Genomic DNA, 16,813 nt, shown 5'->3' with positions numbered 1-16,813 from the left:
TCCCCTAGAGGGTTCGGCTAGACAGATTGAATAGACCTCTCCCTTTCATTAGCGAAGGCAAATAGGGAAGGTCTATTTTTTATCGTTGATCATCGAAACAACTAAGGCAATTAAAGCAATCAAAAGTGTGCCAAAGCTACCTAATACCATCATTACTTCGTACATCCTCAGAAGGCATCACCACCATTATAGAAGGATTAGCCGACCGCTCCCTAAAAGAACCTTATCTTGTCTACGAGTATACCATAGCATTTCCAAATATGCGAACGTATATTCTATTTTCACACTAAAAAAATAGAATGAGGGGATTTTTTGCCCACCTCATCCTACTTTTTTTATCGGCTATTTTTGATGAGAAATGAAAAGACGAAAACACAACTAGGATTCATCGTCTTAGTCGTGTGGTGTCTACGATGCACAGCTTCCAGACCGAAAGTGGTTTCATTCAATCAAATTTTGCAAAGCGGACGGACATGGAGTACGTTATTTCATAAAATAACTTCATTTGAAAGTGTTGGCGGACATCAAGAACGTTAAATGCTGAATTTAGTCCGATAATACCTGTCATTCTAGTTAATAAAGGAACACATGTCCTTGAGCTCCTTATTAAGTTGATTTTTTCACTAATAAGGGAACGATTGTCCGGCAAAAAGATCTCCCATCCATTACTTCTCCATTGCCTCTTCAAGTTGCTCACGGAAAGCAAGTGCCCGAAACGGAAATCACGTTATTTCCTATCAAAATAGCAACGAACGATCCGAATAGTGCTAATTAAAATAATCGTACAACAAAGTCAGCTACTAGTAGCATAACTAATGCCACACCCCAGGCAATTGTTGTTGGAACAGACCAAACTAAAATTTGCTCTTTTACGTTTTTTATACCTAACATTCTATTTACTACCCAGAACAGACTATCATTGAAATAGGAGAAAATCATCGCACCTAATGCAGCCGCTTGTGCAGCTAACACCAAGTTTACATCCAAGTTCGCAACAATCGGTGCTGAGATCGATGCAGCTGTAATCATTGCAACGGTACCACTACCTTGAACTAAGCGAACAAATGTAGCAATAAAGAACGGTACTAAGATCGCAGGGATTGACCATTGTGCAACTTGTTCTGCAATTAAGTCCCCTGTACCACTTGCACGAAGAACATTACCTAATGCTCCACCCGCACCAGTTACAAGTAATATAATACCTGCTGTTTTAATTCCTTCTTCCATACGATCTAATGTTTCTGATTTACGAAGATTATTCGTAAGTGTATAAATCGCAACTAATAGTCCAAGCCCAACTGCAATTACAGGATTACCTATAAATTGGACATAAGAAAGGAATGTTTCATTCAACGTCACTGCCCCTAAATCGTGCAATGCTCCAAAGGTTGTATTAACAAAAATCAAGATAATAGGTATTAAAATTGGCATAATTGCTCTTACAAATGAAGGTAGTTCCTTCTCTCTTTCATCTACTGTTTCTAGAAATTCCTTATATACCGCTTCTTCATCTAAGCGAACAAATCCTTCGCCATCTTCAGCTGGAACTTGATGAATCTTTTTACCAATCCATTTTGCGTACATGACACCTACAATGATAATAGGTATTGAAAATAGTAATCCAACTAAAATCATCAGTCCAACATCTGCACCAAAAATACCCGCTACTCCTAATGGTCCTGGAGTTGGTGGAACGGCATGGTGTGTTACAGCTAAACCAACAGCAAGTGCTACCCCTAAAGCGATAACAGATTTTCCTGTTTTACGTGATAAAGCTTTAACTAACGGTTGTAAAATAACAAATGCAGAGTCTACAAATATTGGAATGGCAACAATATAACCAGCTACCGCCATTGCCCATTCCTCTTTTTTCTTTCCTAGCTTCTTAACAAGTGTATATGCAAGCTTTTCTGCTGCACCTGATACTTCTAAAATTCTTCCCATCATAACCCCAAGTCCGATAATAATACCGATTGATCCTAGCGTACTACCGAATCCATTGGTTATTTCTGTAACAACGTCTGTAGGTTTCATACCTCCGACAATACCTGTAACAGATGCTGCTATAAGAAGGGCAATAAAGGCATGTACCTTTGTTTTTAAAACCAATAAAATTAATAATGCGATCCCTAATATTAGGCCAATTATCATTTGTGTGCCTGATACTTCCATGATCTTTCTCCCCTCTTGGTGTACTGGCTTTCATATTTATAAACTGAGGTTAACACGTTAACCTCAGTTTATCTTCTATATTAAAGCGTTTCTCTTGTGAATTTCGGTGCATATTGTGCAGCCAATTTAATGCATTCTTCCATACTTACACTTGAAGCAATGTTTTTACCTGCGATATCAAATGCTGTTCCATGGTCGACAGATGTTCTTAAGAATGGTAACCCATTAGTTATAGAAATGGTTCTATGGAAATCTGTCATTTTTGCCGCAATATGTCCTTGGTCATGATATAACGATAATACTGCATCATATTTTCCATTCAATGCTTGGTAGAATACAGAATCTGCTGGGACTGGTCCAACAGCATCGATTCCATCTTCAACAGCCGCTTGAATTCCTGGTCCAATTTCATTAACCTCTTCCATTCCGAACAAACCACCTTCCCCACTATGTGGGTTAAGACCTGCAACAGCAAACTTACGATTTTCTACTCCTAATCGTTGTAATGCTTTGTCGCAACGACTTAAGTAGTCACGAACACGCTCTTTTGTCATTTGATTAATAGCATCTTTTAATGATAAGTGACGTGTTAAGAAGAAAATTCTCATGTCATTTACTTGGAACATTGTTAATGGATCTTTTGTATTTGCTAGATCTTCTAGCATTTCTGTGTGCCCGATATATGGAACATCCGCTGCTTTTAATGATTCTTTGTTAATTGGTGTTGTTGCTAAAGCTTTTACCACACCATCTTTTGCAAGGTTAACGGAAGTTTCAATGTATTCAAATGCTGCTTTACCACATTGCGCTTGAACCTCACCATATTGCAGCTCATCCATATTAATATTTTTTAAGTCAATTAGATCAACTGTACCGAATGTATATGAACCATCTTCTGGCTTTTCTATTACATTTACTGTCAAATTTGCCTCTACGATTTCAATTGCTTTTGTGAAAACATTGGCATCCCCTACAACTACTGGTTTACACATGTTGTAGATTTCCTCATTTGCTAAAGATTTAGCTGTGATTTCTGGCCCTATACCTGCTGGGTCCCCCATTGGAATCGCGATAATTGCTCTTTCGTTTGTCATATTATTGTTCCCTCCTGTTTGTTTTTGTTCGTAAATATTTCACACTTGTATATATGGCTTTTTTGTCACCGACCATCCCACCTTTGGTAACAATCGGTAAACCTGGGAAGTATCCACCTATCAAAGTTCCGTAAGCAGCCAATGGTAATACTTCATCCTCTAACTTAATTCCAGATGCCATACTTAAAGCACATAATGACGCTGTTACATCCCCACCACTAGTAAAACATCCTTGAATAGAATAATTTGTCTTTTCCAATACGCGTCTAGTTATTTTTGCAAGACCATCCGTTATCCGCTTCGCTAAGGCATCCTGAGTAGTATTTTCTCTTTCAGCAATTGCTTTAAAATCAACGAGGCCAGCGCCTTCTTTATGGGTTGTAATAATTAATACGTCATTCTGGTGTATTTTTTCTAATGCTACTTGTATGGCTCTCTCTACTTCATCCTCCCAGCTTGGTTTTAATGTAGCTAGTTTTTCCGCAGAGACATAAACCGGTGATGAATTAGTCTTTTCCTTTAGGTATTGAAGCTGACGACCTGAAAGTGATGTAACACTTCCGACCGTTACAATTACCTTGCTATTTTTCACCAACTGATGGGAATATGCTTTTGCATACGCAGCAGTTAGTGGTCCAGGGTCAACCGGTACAAGAGTCGCGTTTTGAACATCTACCATGGTTTCCGCTATTGTTTCAATATCTTCATCTGTTACTGCATCCACCACAATGATTCGATTACCAGAATCTATTTGATTTTGAATGGCAGCTCTTAGTGAATCTATACTAGTCAATACCTTATCTAATCCGATATGTCCTACAGTATGTTTACTCTGTTCTTCAACAATCCCTGGAACATAGGATTGGGTAATTGGCATGACTGGATCTTTGGCTACATCCGTATCTTGAACAGGGACACCCTCTACTAATAGATAGCCCCCAGATGAAATTCTGCCCGAATCAGGGAATGATGCAACAACAATTGCTACACTGTTTTCCCCTACTGCATCAAGTACTGTATCGATTTCGAGGCCGATTTTCCCACGTACTGTACTATCAATTCGTTTACATATCACTTTTGCATCCCATTTTTGCAAGTTTTGCATTGCTAGATTTACCCGGTTTACGACTTTATCATCTGATGCATAACGGGAGTCTGTATCAATGCATACTGCGTCTAATTCCTGGGAGTCTGGTATTTGATCACTAAACACAACAGTTGCAGAGGAGAATCCCTGTTTACTCAATCGCACCCCTGTTGCATTAGCACCTGTTAAGTCATCCGCTATTACCCCAACTTTCATGATGCCACACCTCGTTTGTTATAAAATATCTATTGTTTCAGATAATATGTTTCTATCATTATCAGCAATATCCTCATCTGTAATAAATCCAGTTAGTTCGTTTAAGCCACAAACTTTCGAAAAAGCCTTCTGATTAATCTTACTTGAATCGGCAACTAGCCAGGTTTTGTCTGCAGCTTGAATCATAAGCTGTTTTACTAGCGACTTCTCAAAGGTTGGTGAAGTGACACCTGCATTTAAATCGATAGCATGCGCCCCTAAGAAAAATAGATCCACATGAATAGTCTTTAAAAGCTGATGGGTTTGCGGACCGAATAATGCTCCCACATCATTTTGAAGTTCGCCGCCTGTTACGATTACTTTCAACGTACTGTCTACTAACTCAGCTGCAATTTTTATATCGTTTGTAATAACCGTTACATTTTCACGATTACGTAAAAGTCTAGCTAACTCTAATGTAGTTGTTCCTGAATCTAGTAAAATTGTTTGACCATCTTTAATATAAGAAAGCGCTTTTTGAGCTATGATTCTTTTTTGCTCTATTCTTCTACTTTCCTTTGTTAAGAAAGGGGTTTCCGTAATGAGCGGTTTCGGCAAAACAGCTCCCCCATGAATCCGGATAACCTGCCCTTCCTCCTCCAGCTGATCTAAGTCTCTTCGAATCGTCATTGGTGATACATTGAGCTCTGTCGCAAGGAAATCAATTTCAACTTTGCTGTTTTTTCTCACCTGCTGCATAATCCTGTCTCTTCGTTCAGTTGGTTGCATAGGATCAGCCCTTCACAATGTTAATTTTAAACATTACTTTGATAATTACTAACGCAATTATGTTACTTTATAACAAAAATGTCAAGTGAATCTGTTAATTTTTATCATATTAATCGTATATAGTTATAGTGGTTTTCGTTTGATAGCTCCGTGTGGTGTTCAACATTTTAATTGCCTTCTTTTGCTATTCATAAAAAAAGACTCCCCAAATTTAGGAAGCCTCCTCGTATTACTCTACAATTACACCACAAGCTACTCGCTCCCCTGCATCGCCAGAAGGCTGTGATTCATAATCATCTGCTTCTGAATGAATCATAAGCGAAGTACCACCTTCCTTAAGAAGGGAATTTTCTTTTCCTTTTTCTAAAGTAACTAACTCTGCTAGAACTTCTGCTTTAACAGTACCATCCTCAGCTACCTCAATATTGGGTAAATCTCCCGCATGTGGTCCTTCTGGGTCATTAAAGCCATGGTTTGCATTTGTTGGATTGAAGTGTCCTTCAGCAGAGCCAAAGGTCGGAGTCTGACATTTTCCAACTGCATGAATATGGAATCCATGAATACCCGGAGAAAGCTGCGTTGCTTCTAGTGCAATAAGTACTCCATCTTTCTTCTGCTCTAGCATTGCCTCTCCGATAATGTCTCCACTTGTATTTACCATAGATACCAGAATCGTTGTTTTGGATTCATCTAGATTACTAATCGCTTCCATCCCAGGGTCGTCTTCACCATGTCCCTGTATATCCTCGACATTATCATCTGCATTTCCACAAGCACTTAAGATAATAAGTACCATTAGAAAACAGATTATACGTTGTAATTTCAAAATATATCCCTCCAAGAGTAGATGTATTCCTAACCATTGTTTACAAGTTACTGACAGAATAAACATGAGAAACATTACTGAAACTCATACCTCACCATTTATTTTTTGATATAATAAGAAGGGTATTGAATATAAGGAGGGTCATTTTCATGGGATTATTTGATGGCATGATGGGAAATGCATCCGAGGTAGACACAAAAACGGCTGAGAAGGAACTTAAAGAACTTCTCTCCAATTCAGAAAATGTTGAACACGCTTATAAACTTATCCGTGATTTGTTTGTGTTCACAAACAAACGTCTGATATTAGTAGATAAGCAAGGGGTAACTGGAAAAAAAGTAGAATATCATTCCATACCTTATAAAAACATCACACACTTTTCAATTGAAACTGCAGGAACGTTTGACTTAGACGCAGAATTAAAAATTTGGGTATCAGGAAATTCTACCCCTATCGAAAAGACATTTAACAAACAACTGAACATCTACAAGGTCCAGAGTGTATTAGCTGATTATGTTTGTGGATAGGAAAAGGATGGAGCATAACTAAAGCTTTCCACTCCAAATCCTAACGACAACACGATAGGATTTGGAGTGCCACTTTCTCAACGGTAAGAGCTTTATTCTTAGTTGATGAAAACTATGCAGTAACATATCAAAAATTGCTCTGATTACAAATTGTGAATTAATATAACGCTCGCTGCTATACCGCTTCGGAAATACACTTCGCTTTCCGCGGGCGGCTGATGAGCCTCCTCGTGCTACGCACTGTGGGGTCTCACCGATGCCTTTTCTCCCGCAGGAGTCTTCGTGTATTTCCTACGCTAGTGAAGTAGTAACACTTTTCTTTAAACAAGAAATCACCATCAGCGGAGGCAGAATACGAAGACTCCACGAAAATATAAACCAAATTTCTTCGTGCGATGCAATGCTGCCGTAGCGGAAATCACGTAGCTGTTGATTATCAACAAAGTATACAAGTCATCCTAAAAGAAAAACCCTAACTAATTCTCCATTCGAATTTTATTGATTAGTTAGGATTTTTCTTTGACTAAAACACTTCTTCTTAATCGTTTTCTAGAGTCATACTACTGCTGTTTCTTTATACTGTCTTTTTTGAGGTGTATGGTTTTTCAAAAATGGAATCACCCATCTGTCTAAACCGTAACGACCTGCATTATATCCAGCTACGATTAAAAATATGGTTAGTAACACCATTTGTGCATTTGTGCTTACTGTCCCACTGAACAAGAATGCGAAATTCATTGTAATACCCATTAATGCTGCAAAATTTGTGAAGATACCTAGTATTAATGCTGCTCCAACTAATACTTCGCCCCACATTACTAAAAAGCTAAATAATCCAGCGTTTGGAATTGCAACTGCTTCTAGAAATGCTGCCCACCAGACTTGTACAGCTGGATGATCGCCACCCGCACTTGCCACTGCTCCATGCAAGAAGCCACTTGCATCAAACCCTCCACCTGTTATTTTCCCTAAACCACTTGTGAACCAGCTATATCCAATATATATTCGAATGATTGCTAATACTCCCGCGAAAATTTTATTACTCCGAATGAATTTCATCATGTTTTCCATCTCCTTTATCGTTTGTTCACCATTTCACAATATATAGTGAGTGTGTTTCCTAATTACACTTTGATAATACCATCTAATTTAAATTAAGTAAATACTAATTGTTCATTGTTTCACAATTAATTCATTGAATATGTCAAAATCGTGAATGCATTTTCGAAATCAAAATGGGTTACATTGATATTTTTTCCGTTGACATATTCTTTGCTTGCGTTATACTGTTTATATACATATATACAGTATAACAGTTGATTATGTTTTAGGAGGTTACCCTATGCTTTTACATAACTGGAAACAAGCTTACTCGCTAGCCAAATTTGAGCTAAAGGCTTTCGAAAGAATATCTATCATTTCTATACTCATTTATTTACTTGTGATGCAATTCGTTGTTGTAAAATTACTCGAATGGCATTTAGACAGTAGCCAAGTTCGTAGCGAGGCAATTTTTCTATTAATTTTCTTAGCAGCGATAACATTCTTAAAACCAAAAGAACTACAAAGCCAACCGATAAATTCAAATATAATGGCGTCACCAGTTTTAATCATGCAAAAACAGTTACCTATTAATGAGGATACGATGATAAAAAGTAGATTTATCATTCACTTTTTATACACTGTCCCATTTCAAATTCTAATACTTATTGGTTTGTATTTCCTTTCATCATTACATGAGTTGTTACATGTTGGATCATTTATTGCCTTTATTATATTTTGGTTATCGTTAGGAGTATTATTTGGAAATGTATTAATCAAGGTTGAAATTCGAAGAAAGTACTCTTACATCAGAGATCTTTTAAGAGGAATTATTTTATACTTTATTGCCACAACTGCAATAATATTTATCCGAAATGAATTCAACTATGGACTTATAGATGGATCAATTTATCTTACACAAAGATGGCCATGGTTAACCACATTGGTTTCCGTTATTATTGCATTCCTATGTTTCAATTTATGGATACGCAATATGAAAAAGAGCCTGGAAAAAACAGATTACATGTAAGGAGGAGATAACGTGCTCGGGAGCTGGAAACAGGCTAAATCAATTGCTTTTTTAGAATGGAAAATGTCATTTTGGAAAAGTATTTTCTCTCTATTAATTGTTTTTACAGTTTATACAAGCTTGATCTTATTTACTTACAGCATGTCTGATCGTGCCGTTGGTATTGCGGATGTATTATTCATTCTGTTATTTACGTTTGTACCTACATGGTGTAAACCTAAAGAATTTCAATATCAGCAAATTAACGGAAACTTATGGGCATCACCTTCTATAGTCATGATCCAAAATCTTCCTATAACGAAAGATGTAATTATTAAAAGTAGGCTAATTTTATATTTCTTTCATTCGTTTCCCATACAATTGTTAACTTTAGTCCTGATTTACATTTTATCAGAAGAAATCCAACTTGCTGTTTCTCCTGTTAGCTATTTCGTATTTATCATAATTTGGTTATCCTTTGGAATCTACGTAGGATATGGGGTTGTTACAACAGATACTGGTACAAAAGCTAGTCATACTGGCAAACTTACAGTATTTTTAGGCTTCTTCGTACTTATTGCCCTCCTATTACTTGTAGCTTCTTTTCCAATCTTTTTTCAGCATGGGATTGTTGAATGGTCCATGATAATAGCTCAAAGGTATCCATTTCTATCTACTACGATCTCCATTGTATTTGTATGTCTGGGAATACAGTATTGGAAAGCTATAATGAAAAAAACGATGAATCAAGTGGATTATCTCTAACTAGTCCATTGCAAAGAAAGGATGGTGTAACGTGGAATTACCTATTAGGCTTTCCAAAGATTCGAGGGAACCAATTTACCATCAAATTGAAAGCCAATTAAAGGCATTAATAGCCGGTGGGCATTTACCAACAGGAACCTCGCTCCCATCCATTCGTACACTCTCGAAGGATTTGGAGATTAGTGTCATTACTACTAGACGCGCATATCAAAACTTGGAAATGCAAGGGTTTATCCAAACATTACAAGGAAAAGGAACCTTCGTAGCGGAAATTGAAGGATCACTCAAAGAAGAAGTAAAAGTTTCTTCCGTTCGCAAAGTAATTGAAAATGCTGTAGAAGTAGGACTTAGTTACGACTATTCTCTCGATCAAGTTGAGGGAATCTTTACCGAAATTATAAATAACCATCGTAAGAAGAAAGGAGATAAATGATAAATGATGCCTTATGCCATTGAAGTTTCTCATATCAGGAAGCAAATTGATGATTTTCATTTAGGACCGATAGATTTAAAAGTAGAACCTGGAACAATTACTTCTTTAGTTGGCAACAATGGCTCCGGTAAGAGTACCTTATTAAAACTCATGATGAATTTAGTTAACCCTGATCTGGGATATGTTAAGGTATTCTCTCAATCCATTTACGGTCAAGATGAAAGCTGGAAAAATCTCGTTGCCTATCAACCTCAAACAATCATTGGGTGGAATGTTTTCACTGGCAATGCCCTTAAGGAATTAATTTCTTCATTATATGTAAACTGGGACGATACACTATTTGATAAGTTGGTTGATTTATTTAACATTCCACTAAATAAAAAGTTTGGAAAATTGTCCCAAGGTGTTCAACAGAAATTAAATCTTGCATTAACTATACCTAGAAATGCACCATTATTAATACTTGATGAACCAACATCTTTCATGGATATTCCATCTAAAAAAATCTTAATGGATGTTTTAGTAGATTGGATGGATCAAGGTGATCGAGCTATTATCATAGCCAGTCATCAAATTGAAGATATTCGGAAACTTTCCGATTACTTATTCGTACTACATAACGGAGAAATGATTGGTAACTTTGAAAAAGAGGCTTTAACCGAAAGCTACAAGCGTTATTGGACAAATACACTATTGCCTAATGATCCAGTTCCTGGCGAGGTTTCACGTAATCATCAGCAGATTATTTCGAATCAACCCGAAATGACAGAAGCATTTTTCCAGGAACAAAACGTACAGTGGACGAATCGTACAGCTCTAGATTTAGAAGAGATTATCTCAATATTGTTAGATAAACCAATCAAAAAATAATCGTTAGAGGTGAGGCCATGATATTTTCCATTATCCAGCTGTTATTTATACAATTACTTTTACCCGCTGGATTTCTCATTTTGCTGTGGAAGTCTAATGTCCATAGTCGATTAGAATGGATAACATTACTCTTGTCTGGAGTGATGATTATAATGTGGCTATTCTTATCCGGACGTTGGGATTGGGTAAGTTACTATGTAAGATTTATATTTTTAATCCTGCTCCTCCTTACTACTTTTCGTTCTTGGCGGAAGATAAGACAAAATAAATTTAAATCGGCCACAAAAACTACGAAAAAATTCTCAATTGGGGTAAATGTGTTTTTAATAGCTATCTTCGGGTTTTACAATATATTAATCCTTAGTAGCTATACAACGGATGAAGAGGAAATAGAGCTTTTGTTTCCTTTACAGGAGGGGACATATTATGTTGGGCACGGCGGAGGTCATCCCATGATGAATTATCACAACGAGTACCTTCCCCAACAATATGCGTTAGATGTTACTAAATTAAATAAATTTGGTACTCGGACAAAGGGAGTTTACCCAAAAGACTTAGAGAAATATGAGATTTTCCGAGATCCACTTTATAGTCCGTGTAGTGGGGAAGTTTTAGAAGCTAGAGATGGTTTACCGGATCTGATTCCTCCAGAGTCTAATCCAGATCAACCAGAAGGAAATTATATTGCACTTCAATGTGAACAGGAGGTGGTCGTCTATATTGCACATATGCTAGAAGGAAGTGTCTCTGTTCATGAAGGGGATCAAATCCAAGCAGGGACACTCATTGGCCTAGTTGGGAATTCGGGGAATACAACGGAACCACATCTACACATCCACGCAGAAAAAGATGGGGTTGGAATACCGATGACATTTAATGGCCGATTTCTTACAAGAAATAGTTTAGTATGGTAGGAATTAAGAAGGAAAAGATAGAACAGACGAAAGGGTGAACCACGAATGGAAGTTATGTTAACCGTACAGGAACTTGAAAAATCATTTAAAGACAAAAAGGCATTGAGGAACATCTCCTTTGACGTTCGTAAAGGAGAAATCATGGCTATTTTAGGACCAAATGGAGCAGGAAAATCAACAACAATTCGAAATATCATGGGGATCATGTATCCGGATTCTGGTTCCATTATTTTTCACAATAATAATGGAAAGGAAATTCCTCGTCATAAAATCGGATATTTACCAGAGGAACGCGGTCTTTATAAGAATGTAAAGGTGATGGATATCTTACTTTACTTAGCAGATCTAAAAGACTACCCAATAAATAAAGCAAAAGAACGGGCACTAAAATACCTTAAAAAGTTTGATTTAGAAGGTAAAGAAAATGTAGCTGTTGAGGAGCTATCCAAAGGGATGGGACAAAAGGTGCAATTCATTGGTTCGATACTACATGAACCAGAGCTACTCATTTTAGATGAGCCATTCTCAGGACTCGACCCAGTAAGCCAGGACCTTTTCAAGGAAGAGATTCGAAGTCTTGCAAATAAAGGTACTGCAATTCTGCTATCATCTCATCAAATGAACTTAGTAGAGGAAATGTGTGACCGTTTATTCATGATTCAAAACGGCCAAAAAGTAATATATGGAACGTTAGATGATGTAAAAAAAGAATATGCTAATTTCAAATGTACTATTAATGGGAAGAATGAGCGCTCTACATTGGAGAAAATATCCCACGTACATCGTGTAGAACAAAACAACGATGTTTCGGTTCTCTATTTGGATAAGGATGTCCAGCCTACAACATGGATAAAAAATCTACCAGATAGCCTTGTAGTGAAAGAATTAAAGCTAAATCGCATTACTCTTCATGAGATTTTCATCGATGTTGCTACAGATAAAAACTTACTAAGGGAAGCAGGTGAAGCAAATGCGTAATGCAATGAAAGTAGCAAAATGGGAAATAAAGCGAAATTTAAAGAACAAAACATTCATCATTGGGTTATTTTTAACACCTGCTATTTTTCTCGTATTTTTTCTAGTAGGAAATCTTTTTAATGATTCAGAAGAAGAAATGGAGTCAACAACGGTATTTGTTAACGATGAATTAGATACATTTTCAAGCTTGCAGGAAGCAGCAAATACATACGAGTTAAACTGGGAAATGAAACGTACAGAATTAACTGAGGATGAGGTACAAGATGAATTGGAAAATACGGAAAATACAGCATATATCTTTTTAAGCGAACAAGCTTTTGAAGAGGGTGTTGTACCTGTATATACGAGCGAGGAAATTGACCCGTATTTTTCAGTCCAAGTCCAACGACTAAGTGAACCACTCCAAAGTTTACGTATTGCACAATTAGGGTTATCAGAGGAAGAAATGGCAGTCATATCACAAGGTGTACTATTTGAAGATATAACTGCTGTTGAACAATCCCCTACAGAAGATATGGAAGAAGGTACTTCATCTGATGCAACGATGGAACGTATCATTCCAGGGGTTTTTGCAGGTGTTATTTTATTTGCAATTGTCATTACAGGCATGATGATTTTCCAAAGCGCCTCACAAGAAAAGAAAGATAAGATTGCTGAAATTATTTTATCATCATTGACACCTGGAGAGTTAATGCAAGGAAAAATTATCGGTTATTTCGTTTTAGGTATGTTCCAAGTAGCTGTCTTATTACTGTTTGCTATACCAATCGCATTATGGCAAGTGGATATGCCTATACTAGAGTACTTATTAGTACCTGAAACATTACTACTAGTCATTATCGCGATATTAGGATACCTGTTATTTTCCGCTATTTTTGTTGGTCTTGGAGCAACAATGGCAGATATGTCTACTTCTTCAAATTTCCAAGGTATGGTGATGATGCTACCTTTCATTTCATTCATCCTTGCCGGACCAGTACTTAGTGACCCAAGTGGTATGGTTGCCAAAGTGGCTTCTTATGTACCTTTTACAGCTCCAGGCGTATTAATCATGCGACTGTCCATGTTGGAGGAATGGCCATGGGTTGAAGTTATCATCGCCTTAGTCGTACTCATTATTAGTATTTGGTTATTTATGAAGCTAGCCGGTAAAATATTTAAAGTTGGTATTTTAATGTATGGAAAAAACGCAACACCCGGTGAAATTTGGAAGTGGATACGATCATAACGTGAAAACTTCTGTTGCGGTTTTGGCCCAACAGGATATGGGTCACCGCGACTTTTTAGCCATCGCAAGTAGAAAAAGGTGGCCATTTCTTTTACGATGTAGCTCATACAAACGTTTACTACAATCAATGGGACGCGTAATGTACAAAATATGAAATAACGCACTAATTATCAGACCAAATCGCATATGATTTGGTCTTTTCTTTTTTTCTTATATCTCAACGATTATTGGATAGCATACAAAATTGCAACCTAGATAACATAATGTCTACAATCGCCTACGTGCTATCTACTATGTTAATTAGTACGCTATTTGCCATCCTTGATTTTAATAAACCCAGTGAGTAGTTGTAATTTTATGATAATATAAAGGTAGAGTTTGTGAGGGACCGTTCTTAAACAGGAAGTTTAAAGAAACAAGAAAAGCAAAAAACCTATTTTATGATAAGGGAGATTAATATGTTATTTTCTACAATGATTATTGGCTGGATAGGAGTTTTAATATTTTTTGTTATTGTTTTTACATTTCAAAAGATGGCTAAAAATAAAGAATTTGCATTCATGCACATATTAATGGGACTAATGTATGCGATGTGGCTTCCTTTACCATTGGCTTTATATCAATTACTTAATTCAGAACTTCTACAAATAGGTACAATATTTGGATTAACTTTTCTACTTATGTTAGTAATTACAATGGCACTTCAAACAGGTCATATTACATTCATTGTGAAACACAATGATGATAAGGCAATTACGGAAAAAAATGCAGATTATATGATGGCTACATTATCTAATCCGTTCGAAAGTTTAGCAGGTGTTTTTAAATGTATTTGGGCATTCTTTTTAGGTATCACTTTCTGGAATAGTGGAGAAATGTTAATGGCAAGTCTTATGTTTTTATTCAGTTTACTGTTTTTTTATTATTTATTTATAATGCTTGATACAAGTTTAATAAAACGAGTTAAGTTGTTTTCAAAAGTAAAACCAAATCCATTTATAATTAATCTTGAAGCGTTATTTTTTTTCATCATATTAATGAGTTATATTACCTTTAATATCTAGAAGTATAGTCTACCCTCCGAGAAAAGAATTTTTAAGAAAACAGATATTGATTGTGGATTATTTAAGTAAAGCTATTCATTCAAATATTGGGCTTATTGGAATAAGAAATTTGCAAGGGAGGTAATAAAAATGAATCATTTTATTAAATGGTTTGTAGTCTCAATATCATTAGCACTTATAGGTTTAATCGTTGTATCTAATGTCGAAGATTGGACGACGTTATCAGGGGAAACGAATAGAAAGTTATTGTTCCTGGGAACCTCATCCACATTTGTTTTAGTGTTTCTTTCTGTTTTCTTTTTGTTCAAAGCCAATTTTGAGCGTAAAAAATCGAAAATAGTTATATCCGTATTTACATCTTTATTTCCGTTGGTAGTACTCGTAATGAATAGCTTAATTTTTACAGTCTGGTTTATTGAGAAATAAGATTTGTACTTATACAACGGGGGACACTCTGCTCCATTTATCCTTTGAATTGGTTTGCCTGTATCTATCTTATCTGATTAAGCAAAAAAATTATGGTTTAGGACCTATGACCAATGTTATTTTCCAAAGGCTGATTTCTAAAAGATAGGTGTTTTTAGTTATAATTTGCCATTGTTGATTTAATAAACCAAGTGAGTAATTGTAATTATACGTTAAAATAAATGTAGAGTTTGTGAAGGAACGTTCTTAAACGGGGAGTTTAGTTGAATAAGCAAAAGTGTAAAAAATGAATTCAAGAATTTTTATTGGGGGAATTTTATGATATTACATACTAATATTTGTGGTGACGGAGATCCTTTAATTCTTATCCACTCTGGTGGAATGACTGGATTAACCGAATTTCAGGAACAGAATGAATACTTTTCAACCCGGAATTTCAAGGTGATTAGACCCGATTTAAGGGGACATGGAAAGTCTGTTGGAAAAATCGATAATTACTTTACTAATTGTGTTACAGATTTAAATGATACCTTGGAATTTCTAAAAGTTGAAAAATGTCATATTGCTGGAGTTTCATTAGGTGGAATTACAGCCTTGCTATTTGCTAAGAGTTTTCCAAATAAAGTAAAGTCTCTTAGTTTTTCAGGAGTATTCCCTGTTGAACCTAATAATTGGGCTGAACTATTAAGAGAAGAAGCTGAACACTATGAACATTTGTTTAATAATAAAGAAGCTGTATCCTTTTTAAATGAGATTCATGGGAAAAATGATTGGAAGACTTTACTTCAATCTTTCAATGATGATGATTTTTATCCCTTTGATAAGACAGGTGATGTTTCTAGTCTTAATATTCCAACTCTATGTATTGTTGGTGAAAAGCAAAAGCTAGAAGTTTCTGCTGCCATAACTTATAAGCGTCTAAATTCTAATATCAATATATCTGTTGTTCCTTTTGCTGGTCACTTGGTTCATAGAGATCAACCAGATTTATACTCCCAAATATTGGGTACATTTCTGTCAAATAACACCATGGCTAAAGCAGTGCACACGGCAAAGTAGGCACTGTAAAAGCGACCTAAAGGAGCTTAAACAGATGTCGCACATATGGTAGAAGTGTAAGCGAAGTATTCTGCCGGATCGGGTTTGTAGCACTCAATTGAATAAGATTGTGAAAGTAAACCAACGCAAAAGTAATGTCGGGGTCTATATATGATTTGCAACAAAGTACGAAAACTATCCAAAAGAAAAATCCAAACTAATTCGAATTGTGAACTGCCCCCCGTCAAGTAGACAGTGGAAATAATAAAAATGATTTAGGCGGCCATCGTCCTGTATTCCATAGGACTGTGGCCGTTTAGTTTTTTTTGATACCTATCATGATTGTAAAAGTACATA

General features: G+C 36.2%; 19 protein-coding genes. 11 read left to right on the top strand and 8 right to left on the bottom strand.

Translation table 11 applies throughout. From position 1 onward, the window contains the following. Positions 1-72: 72 nt before the first annotated feature. The 6 genes from ACFSTA_RS16620 to ACFSTA_RS16595 form a co-directional block, all read right to left on the bottom strand. On the bottom strand, positions 73-150 hold the full coding sequence (locus ACFSTA_RS16620) for a putative holin-like toxin (protein ID WP_377557981.1): 78 nt from the start codon (positions 148-150) through the stop codon (positions 73-75). A 621-nt stretch (positions 151-771) separates the two neighbouring features. Continuing rightward, positions 772-2,172: a GntP family permease gene (locus ACFSTA_RS16615; RefSeq protein ID WP_377557952.1), complete on the bottom strand. Its 1,401-nt coding sequence runs from the start codon at positions 2,170-2,172 to the stop codon at positions 772-774. An 80-nt stretch (positions 2,173-2,252) separates the two neighbouring features. Beyond that, positions 2,253-3,266 carry a 4-hydroxythreonine-4-phosphate dehydrogenase PdxA gene (gene pdxA, locus ACFSTA_RS16610; protein WP_377557951.1) on the bottom strand — a complete coding sequence of 338 codons (1,014 nt, stop codon included), beginning with the start codon at positions 3,264-3,266 and terminating at the stop codon, positions 2,253-2,255. 1 nt (position 3,267) lies between these two features. Continuing rightward, a complete protein-coding gene (locus ACFSTA_RS16605) occupies positions 3,268-4,569 on the bottom strand; it encodes a four-carbon acid sugar kinase family protein (protein ID WP_377557950.1) in 1,302 nt (433 codons plus the stop codon). A gap of 18 nt (positions 4,570-4,587) precedes the next feature. Continuing rightward, entirely contained in the window at positions 4,588-5,337 is a 750-nt protein-coding gene (locus ACFSTA_RS16600; protein ID WP_377557949.1) for a DeoR/GlpR family DNA-binding transcription regulator, read from the bottom strand. A 229-nt stretch (positions 5,338-5,566) separates the two neighbouring features. Beyond that, a complete protein-coding gene (locus ACFSTA_RS16595; RefSeq protein WP_377557948.1) occupies positions 5,567-6,163 on the bottom strand; it encodes a superoxide dismutase family protein in 597 nt (198 codons plus the stop codon). Positions 6,164-6,312: 149 nt separating this feature from the next. Between ACFSTA_RS16595 and ACFSTA_RS16590 the strand changes: the two genes are divergently transcribed. After that, positions 6,313-6,690 (top strand): PH domain-containing protein, encoded by a 378-nt coding sequence (locus ACFSTA_RS16590; protein ID WP_377557947.1) that lies wholly within the window; start codon positions 6,313-6,315, stop codon positions 6,688-6,690. Between the two features lie 555 nt (positions 6,691-7,245). Here the strand turns inward: ACFSTA_RS16590 and ACFSTA_RS16585 are convergent. Next, positions 7,246-7,752: a DoxX family protein gene (locus ACFSTA_RS16585; protein WP_377557946.1), complete on the bottom strand. Its 507-nt coding sequence runs from the start codon at positions 7,750-7,752 to the stop codon at positions 7,246-7,248. A 280-nt stretch (positions 7,753-8,032) separates the two neighbouring features. Between ACFSTA_RS16585 and ACFSTA_RS16580 the strand changes: the two genes are divergently transcribed. From ACFSTA_RS16580 to ACFSTA_RS16535, 10 genes are all read left to right on the top strand, one after another. Then, positions 8,033-8,761: a hypothetical protein gene (locus tag ACFSTA_RS16580; RefSeq protein ID WP_377557945.1), complete on the top strand. Its 729-nt coding sequence runs from the start codon at positions 8,033-8,035 to the stop codon at positions 8,759-8,761. Positions 8,762-8,773: 12 nt separating this feature from the next. Continuing rightward, on the top strand, positions 8,774-9,505 hold the full coding sequence (locus ACFSTA_RS16575) for a hypothetical protein (protein WP_377557944.1): 732 nt from the start codon (positions 8,774-8,776) through the stop codon (positions 9,503-9,505). A gap of 31 nt (positions 9,506-9,536) precedes the next feature. Next, a complete protein-coding gene (locus tag ACFSTA_RS16570) occupies positions 9,537-9,938 on the top strand; it encodes a GntR family transcriptional regulator (RefSeq protein ID WP_377557943.1) in 402 nt (133 codons plus the stop codon). Positions 9,939-9,941: 3 nt separating this feature from the next. Continuing rightward, the gene (locus tag ACFSTA_RS16565; protein ID WP_377557942.1) at positions 9,942-10,808 is read left to right on the top strand and encodes an ATP-binding cassette domain-containing protein; all 867 of its coding nucleotides are present in this window, start codon (positions 9,942-9,944) and stop codon (positions 10,806-10,808) included. Positions 10,809-11,260: 452 nt separating this feature from the next. Then, positions 11,261-11,722 carry a M23 family metallopeptidase gene (locus tag ACFSTA_RS16560; RefSeq protein ID WP_377557941.1) on the top strand — a complete coding sequence of 154 codons (462 nt, stop codon included), beginning with the start codon at positions 11,261-11,263 and terminating at the stop codon, positions 11,720-11,722. A 45-nt stretch (positions 11,723-11,767) separates the two neighbouring features. After that, the gene (locus ACFSTA_RS16555) at positions 11,768-12,700 is read left to right on the top strand and encodes an ABC transporter ATP-binding protein (RefSeq protein ID WP_377557940.1); all 933 of its coding nucleotides are present in this window, start codon (positions 11,768-11,770) and stop codon (positions 12,698-12,700) included. Further along, the gene (locus ACFSTA_RS16550; protein ID WP_377557939.1) at positions 12,693-13,928 is read left to right on the top strand and encodes an ABC transporter permease; all 1,236 of its coding nucleotides are present in this window, start codon (positions 12,693-12,695) and stop codon (positions 13,926-13,928) included. The genes ACFSTA_RS16555 and ACFSTA_RS16550 overlap by 8 nt, the downstream gene beginning before the upstream one ends. Positions 13,929-14,386: 458 nt before the next feature. Further along, a complete protein-coding gene (locus ACFSTA_RS16545) occupies positions 14,387-14,992 on the top strand; it encodes a hypothetical protein (protein WP_377557938.1) in 606 nt (201 codons plus the stop codon). 129 nt (positions 14,993-15,121) lie between these two features. Further along, entirely contained in the window at positions 15,122-15,418 is a 297-nt protein-coding gene (locus ACFSTA_RS16540; RefSeq protein ID WP_377557937.1) for a hypothetical protein, read from the top strand. Positions 15,419-15,736: 318 nt separating this feature from the next. Beyond that, positions 15,737-16,477 carry an alpha/beta fold hydrolase gene (locus ACFSTA_RS16535; RefSeq protein ID WP_377557936.1) on the top strand — a complete coding sequence of 247 codons (741 nt, stop codon included), beginning with the start codon at positions 15,737-15,739 and terminating at the stop codon, positions 16,475-16,477. Positions 16,478-16,731: 254 nt separating this feature from the next. Here ACFSTA_RS16535 and ACFSTA_RS16530 read toward each other — a convergent pair whose 3' ends face one another. Next, a complete protein-coding gene (locus tag ACFSTA_RS16530) occupies positions 16,732-16,812 on the bottom strand; it encodes an IS3 family transposase (RefSeq protein ID WP_377554970.1) in 81 nt (26 codons plus the stop codon). Position 16,813: the final 1 nt, after the last annotated feature.

It is taken from the genome of Ornithinibacillus salinisoli, from assembly GCF_042684965.1.
GTDB lineage: Bacteria > Bacillota > Bacilli > Bacillales > Amphibacillaceae > Ornithinibacillus > Ornithinibacillus salinisoli.
Note: the sequence above shows the minus strand (reverse complement) of the source record. Positions and strands in the feature narration are given on the sequence as shown.

Bases quoted from the DNA above. Each gene is read 5' to 3' on its own strand.
- ACFSTA_RS16620 (WP_377557981.1), bottom strand. From the start codon at position 150: ATGGTATTAGGTAGCTTTGGCACACTTTTGATTGCTTTAATTGCCTTA.
- ACFSTA_RS16615 (WP_377557952.1), bottom strand. From the start codon at position 2,172: ATGGAAGTATCAGGCACACAAATGATAATTGGCCTAATATTAGGGATC.
- pdxA (WP_377557951.1), bottom strand. From the start codon at position 3,266: ATGACAAACGAAAGAGCAATTATCGCGATTCCAATGGGGGACCCAGCA.
- ACFSTA_RS16605 (WP_377557950.1), bottom strand. From the start codon at position 4,569: ATGAAAGTTGGGGTAATAGCGGATGACTTAACAGGTGCTAATGCAACA.
- ACFSTA_RS16600 (WP_377557949.1), bottom strand. From the start codon at position 5,337: ATGCAACCAACTGAACGAAGAGACAGGATTATGCAGCAGGTGAGAAAA.
- ACFSTA_RS16590 (WP_377557947.1), top strand. From the start codon at position 6,313: ATGGGATTATTTGATGGCATGATGGGAAATGCATCCGAGGTAGACACA.
- ACFSTA_RS16585 (WP_377557946.1), bottom strand. From the start codon at position 7,752: ATGATGAAATTCATTCGGAGTAATAAAATTTTCGCGGGAGTATTAGCA.
- ACFSTA_RS16580 (WP_377557945.1), top strand. From the start codon at position 8,033: ATGCTTTTACATAACTGGAAACAAGCTTACTCGCTAGCCAAATTTGAG.
- ACFSTA_RS16565 (WP_377557942.1), top strand. From the start codon at position 9,942: ATGATGCCTTATGCCATTGAAGTTTCTCATATCAGGAAGCAAATTGAT.
- ACFSTA_RS16560 (WP_377557941.1), top strand. From the start codon at position 11,261: ATGATGAATTATCACAACGAGTACCTTCCCCAACAATATGCGTTAGAT.
- ACFSTA_RS16555 (WP_377557940.1), top strand. From the start codon at position 11,768: ATGGAAGTTATGTTAACCGTACAGGAACTTGAAAAATCATTTAAAGAC.
- ACFSTA_RS16550 (WP_377557939.1), top strand. From the start codon at position 12,693: ATGCGTAATGCAATGAAAGTAGCAAAATGGGAAATAAAGCGAAATTTA.
- ACFSTA_RS16545 (WP_377557938.1), top strand. From the start codon at position 14,387: ATGTTATTTTCTACAATGATTATTGGCTGGATAGGAGTTTTAATATTT.
- ACFSTA_RS16540 (WP_377557937.1), top strand. From the start codon at position 15,122: ATGAATCATTTTATTAAATGGTTTGTAGTCTCAATATCATTAGCACTT.
- ACFSTA_RS16535 (WP_377557936.1), top strand. From the start codon at position 15,737: ATGATATTACATACTAATATTTGTGGTGACGGAGATCCTTTAATTCTT.
- ACFSTA_RS16530 (WP_377554970.1), bottom strand. From the start codon at position 16,812: ATGTACTTTTACAATCATGATAGGTATCAAAAAAAACTAAACGGCCAC.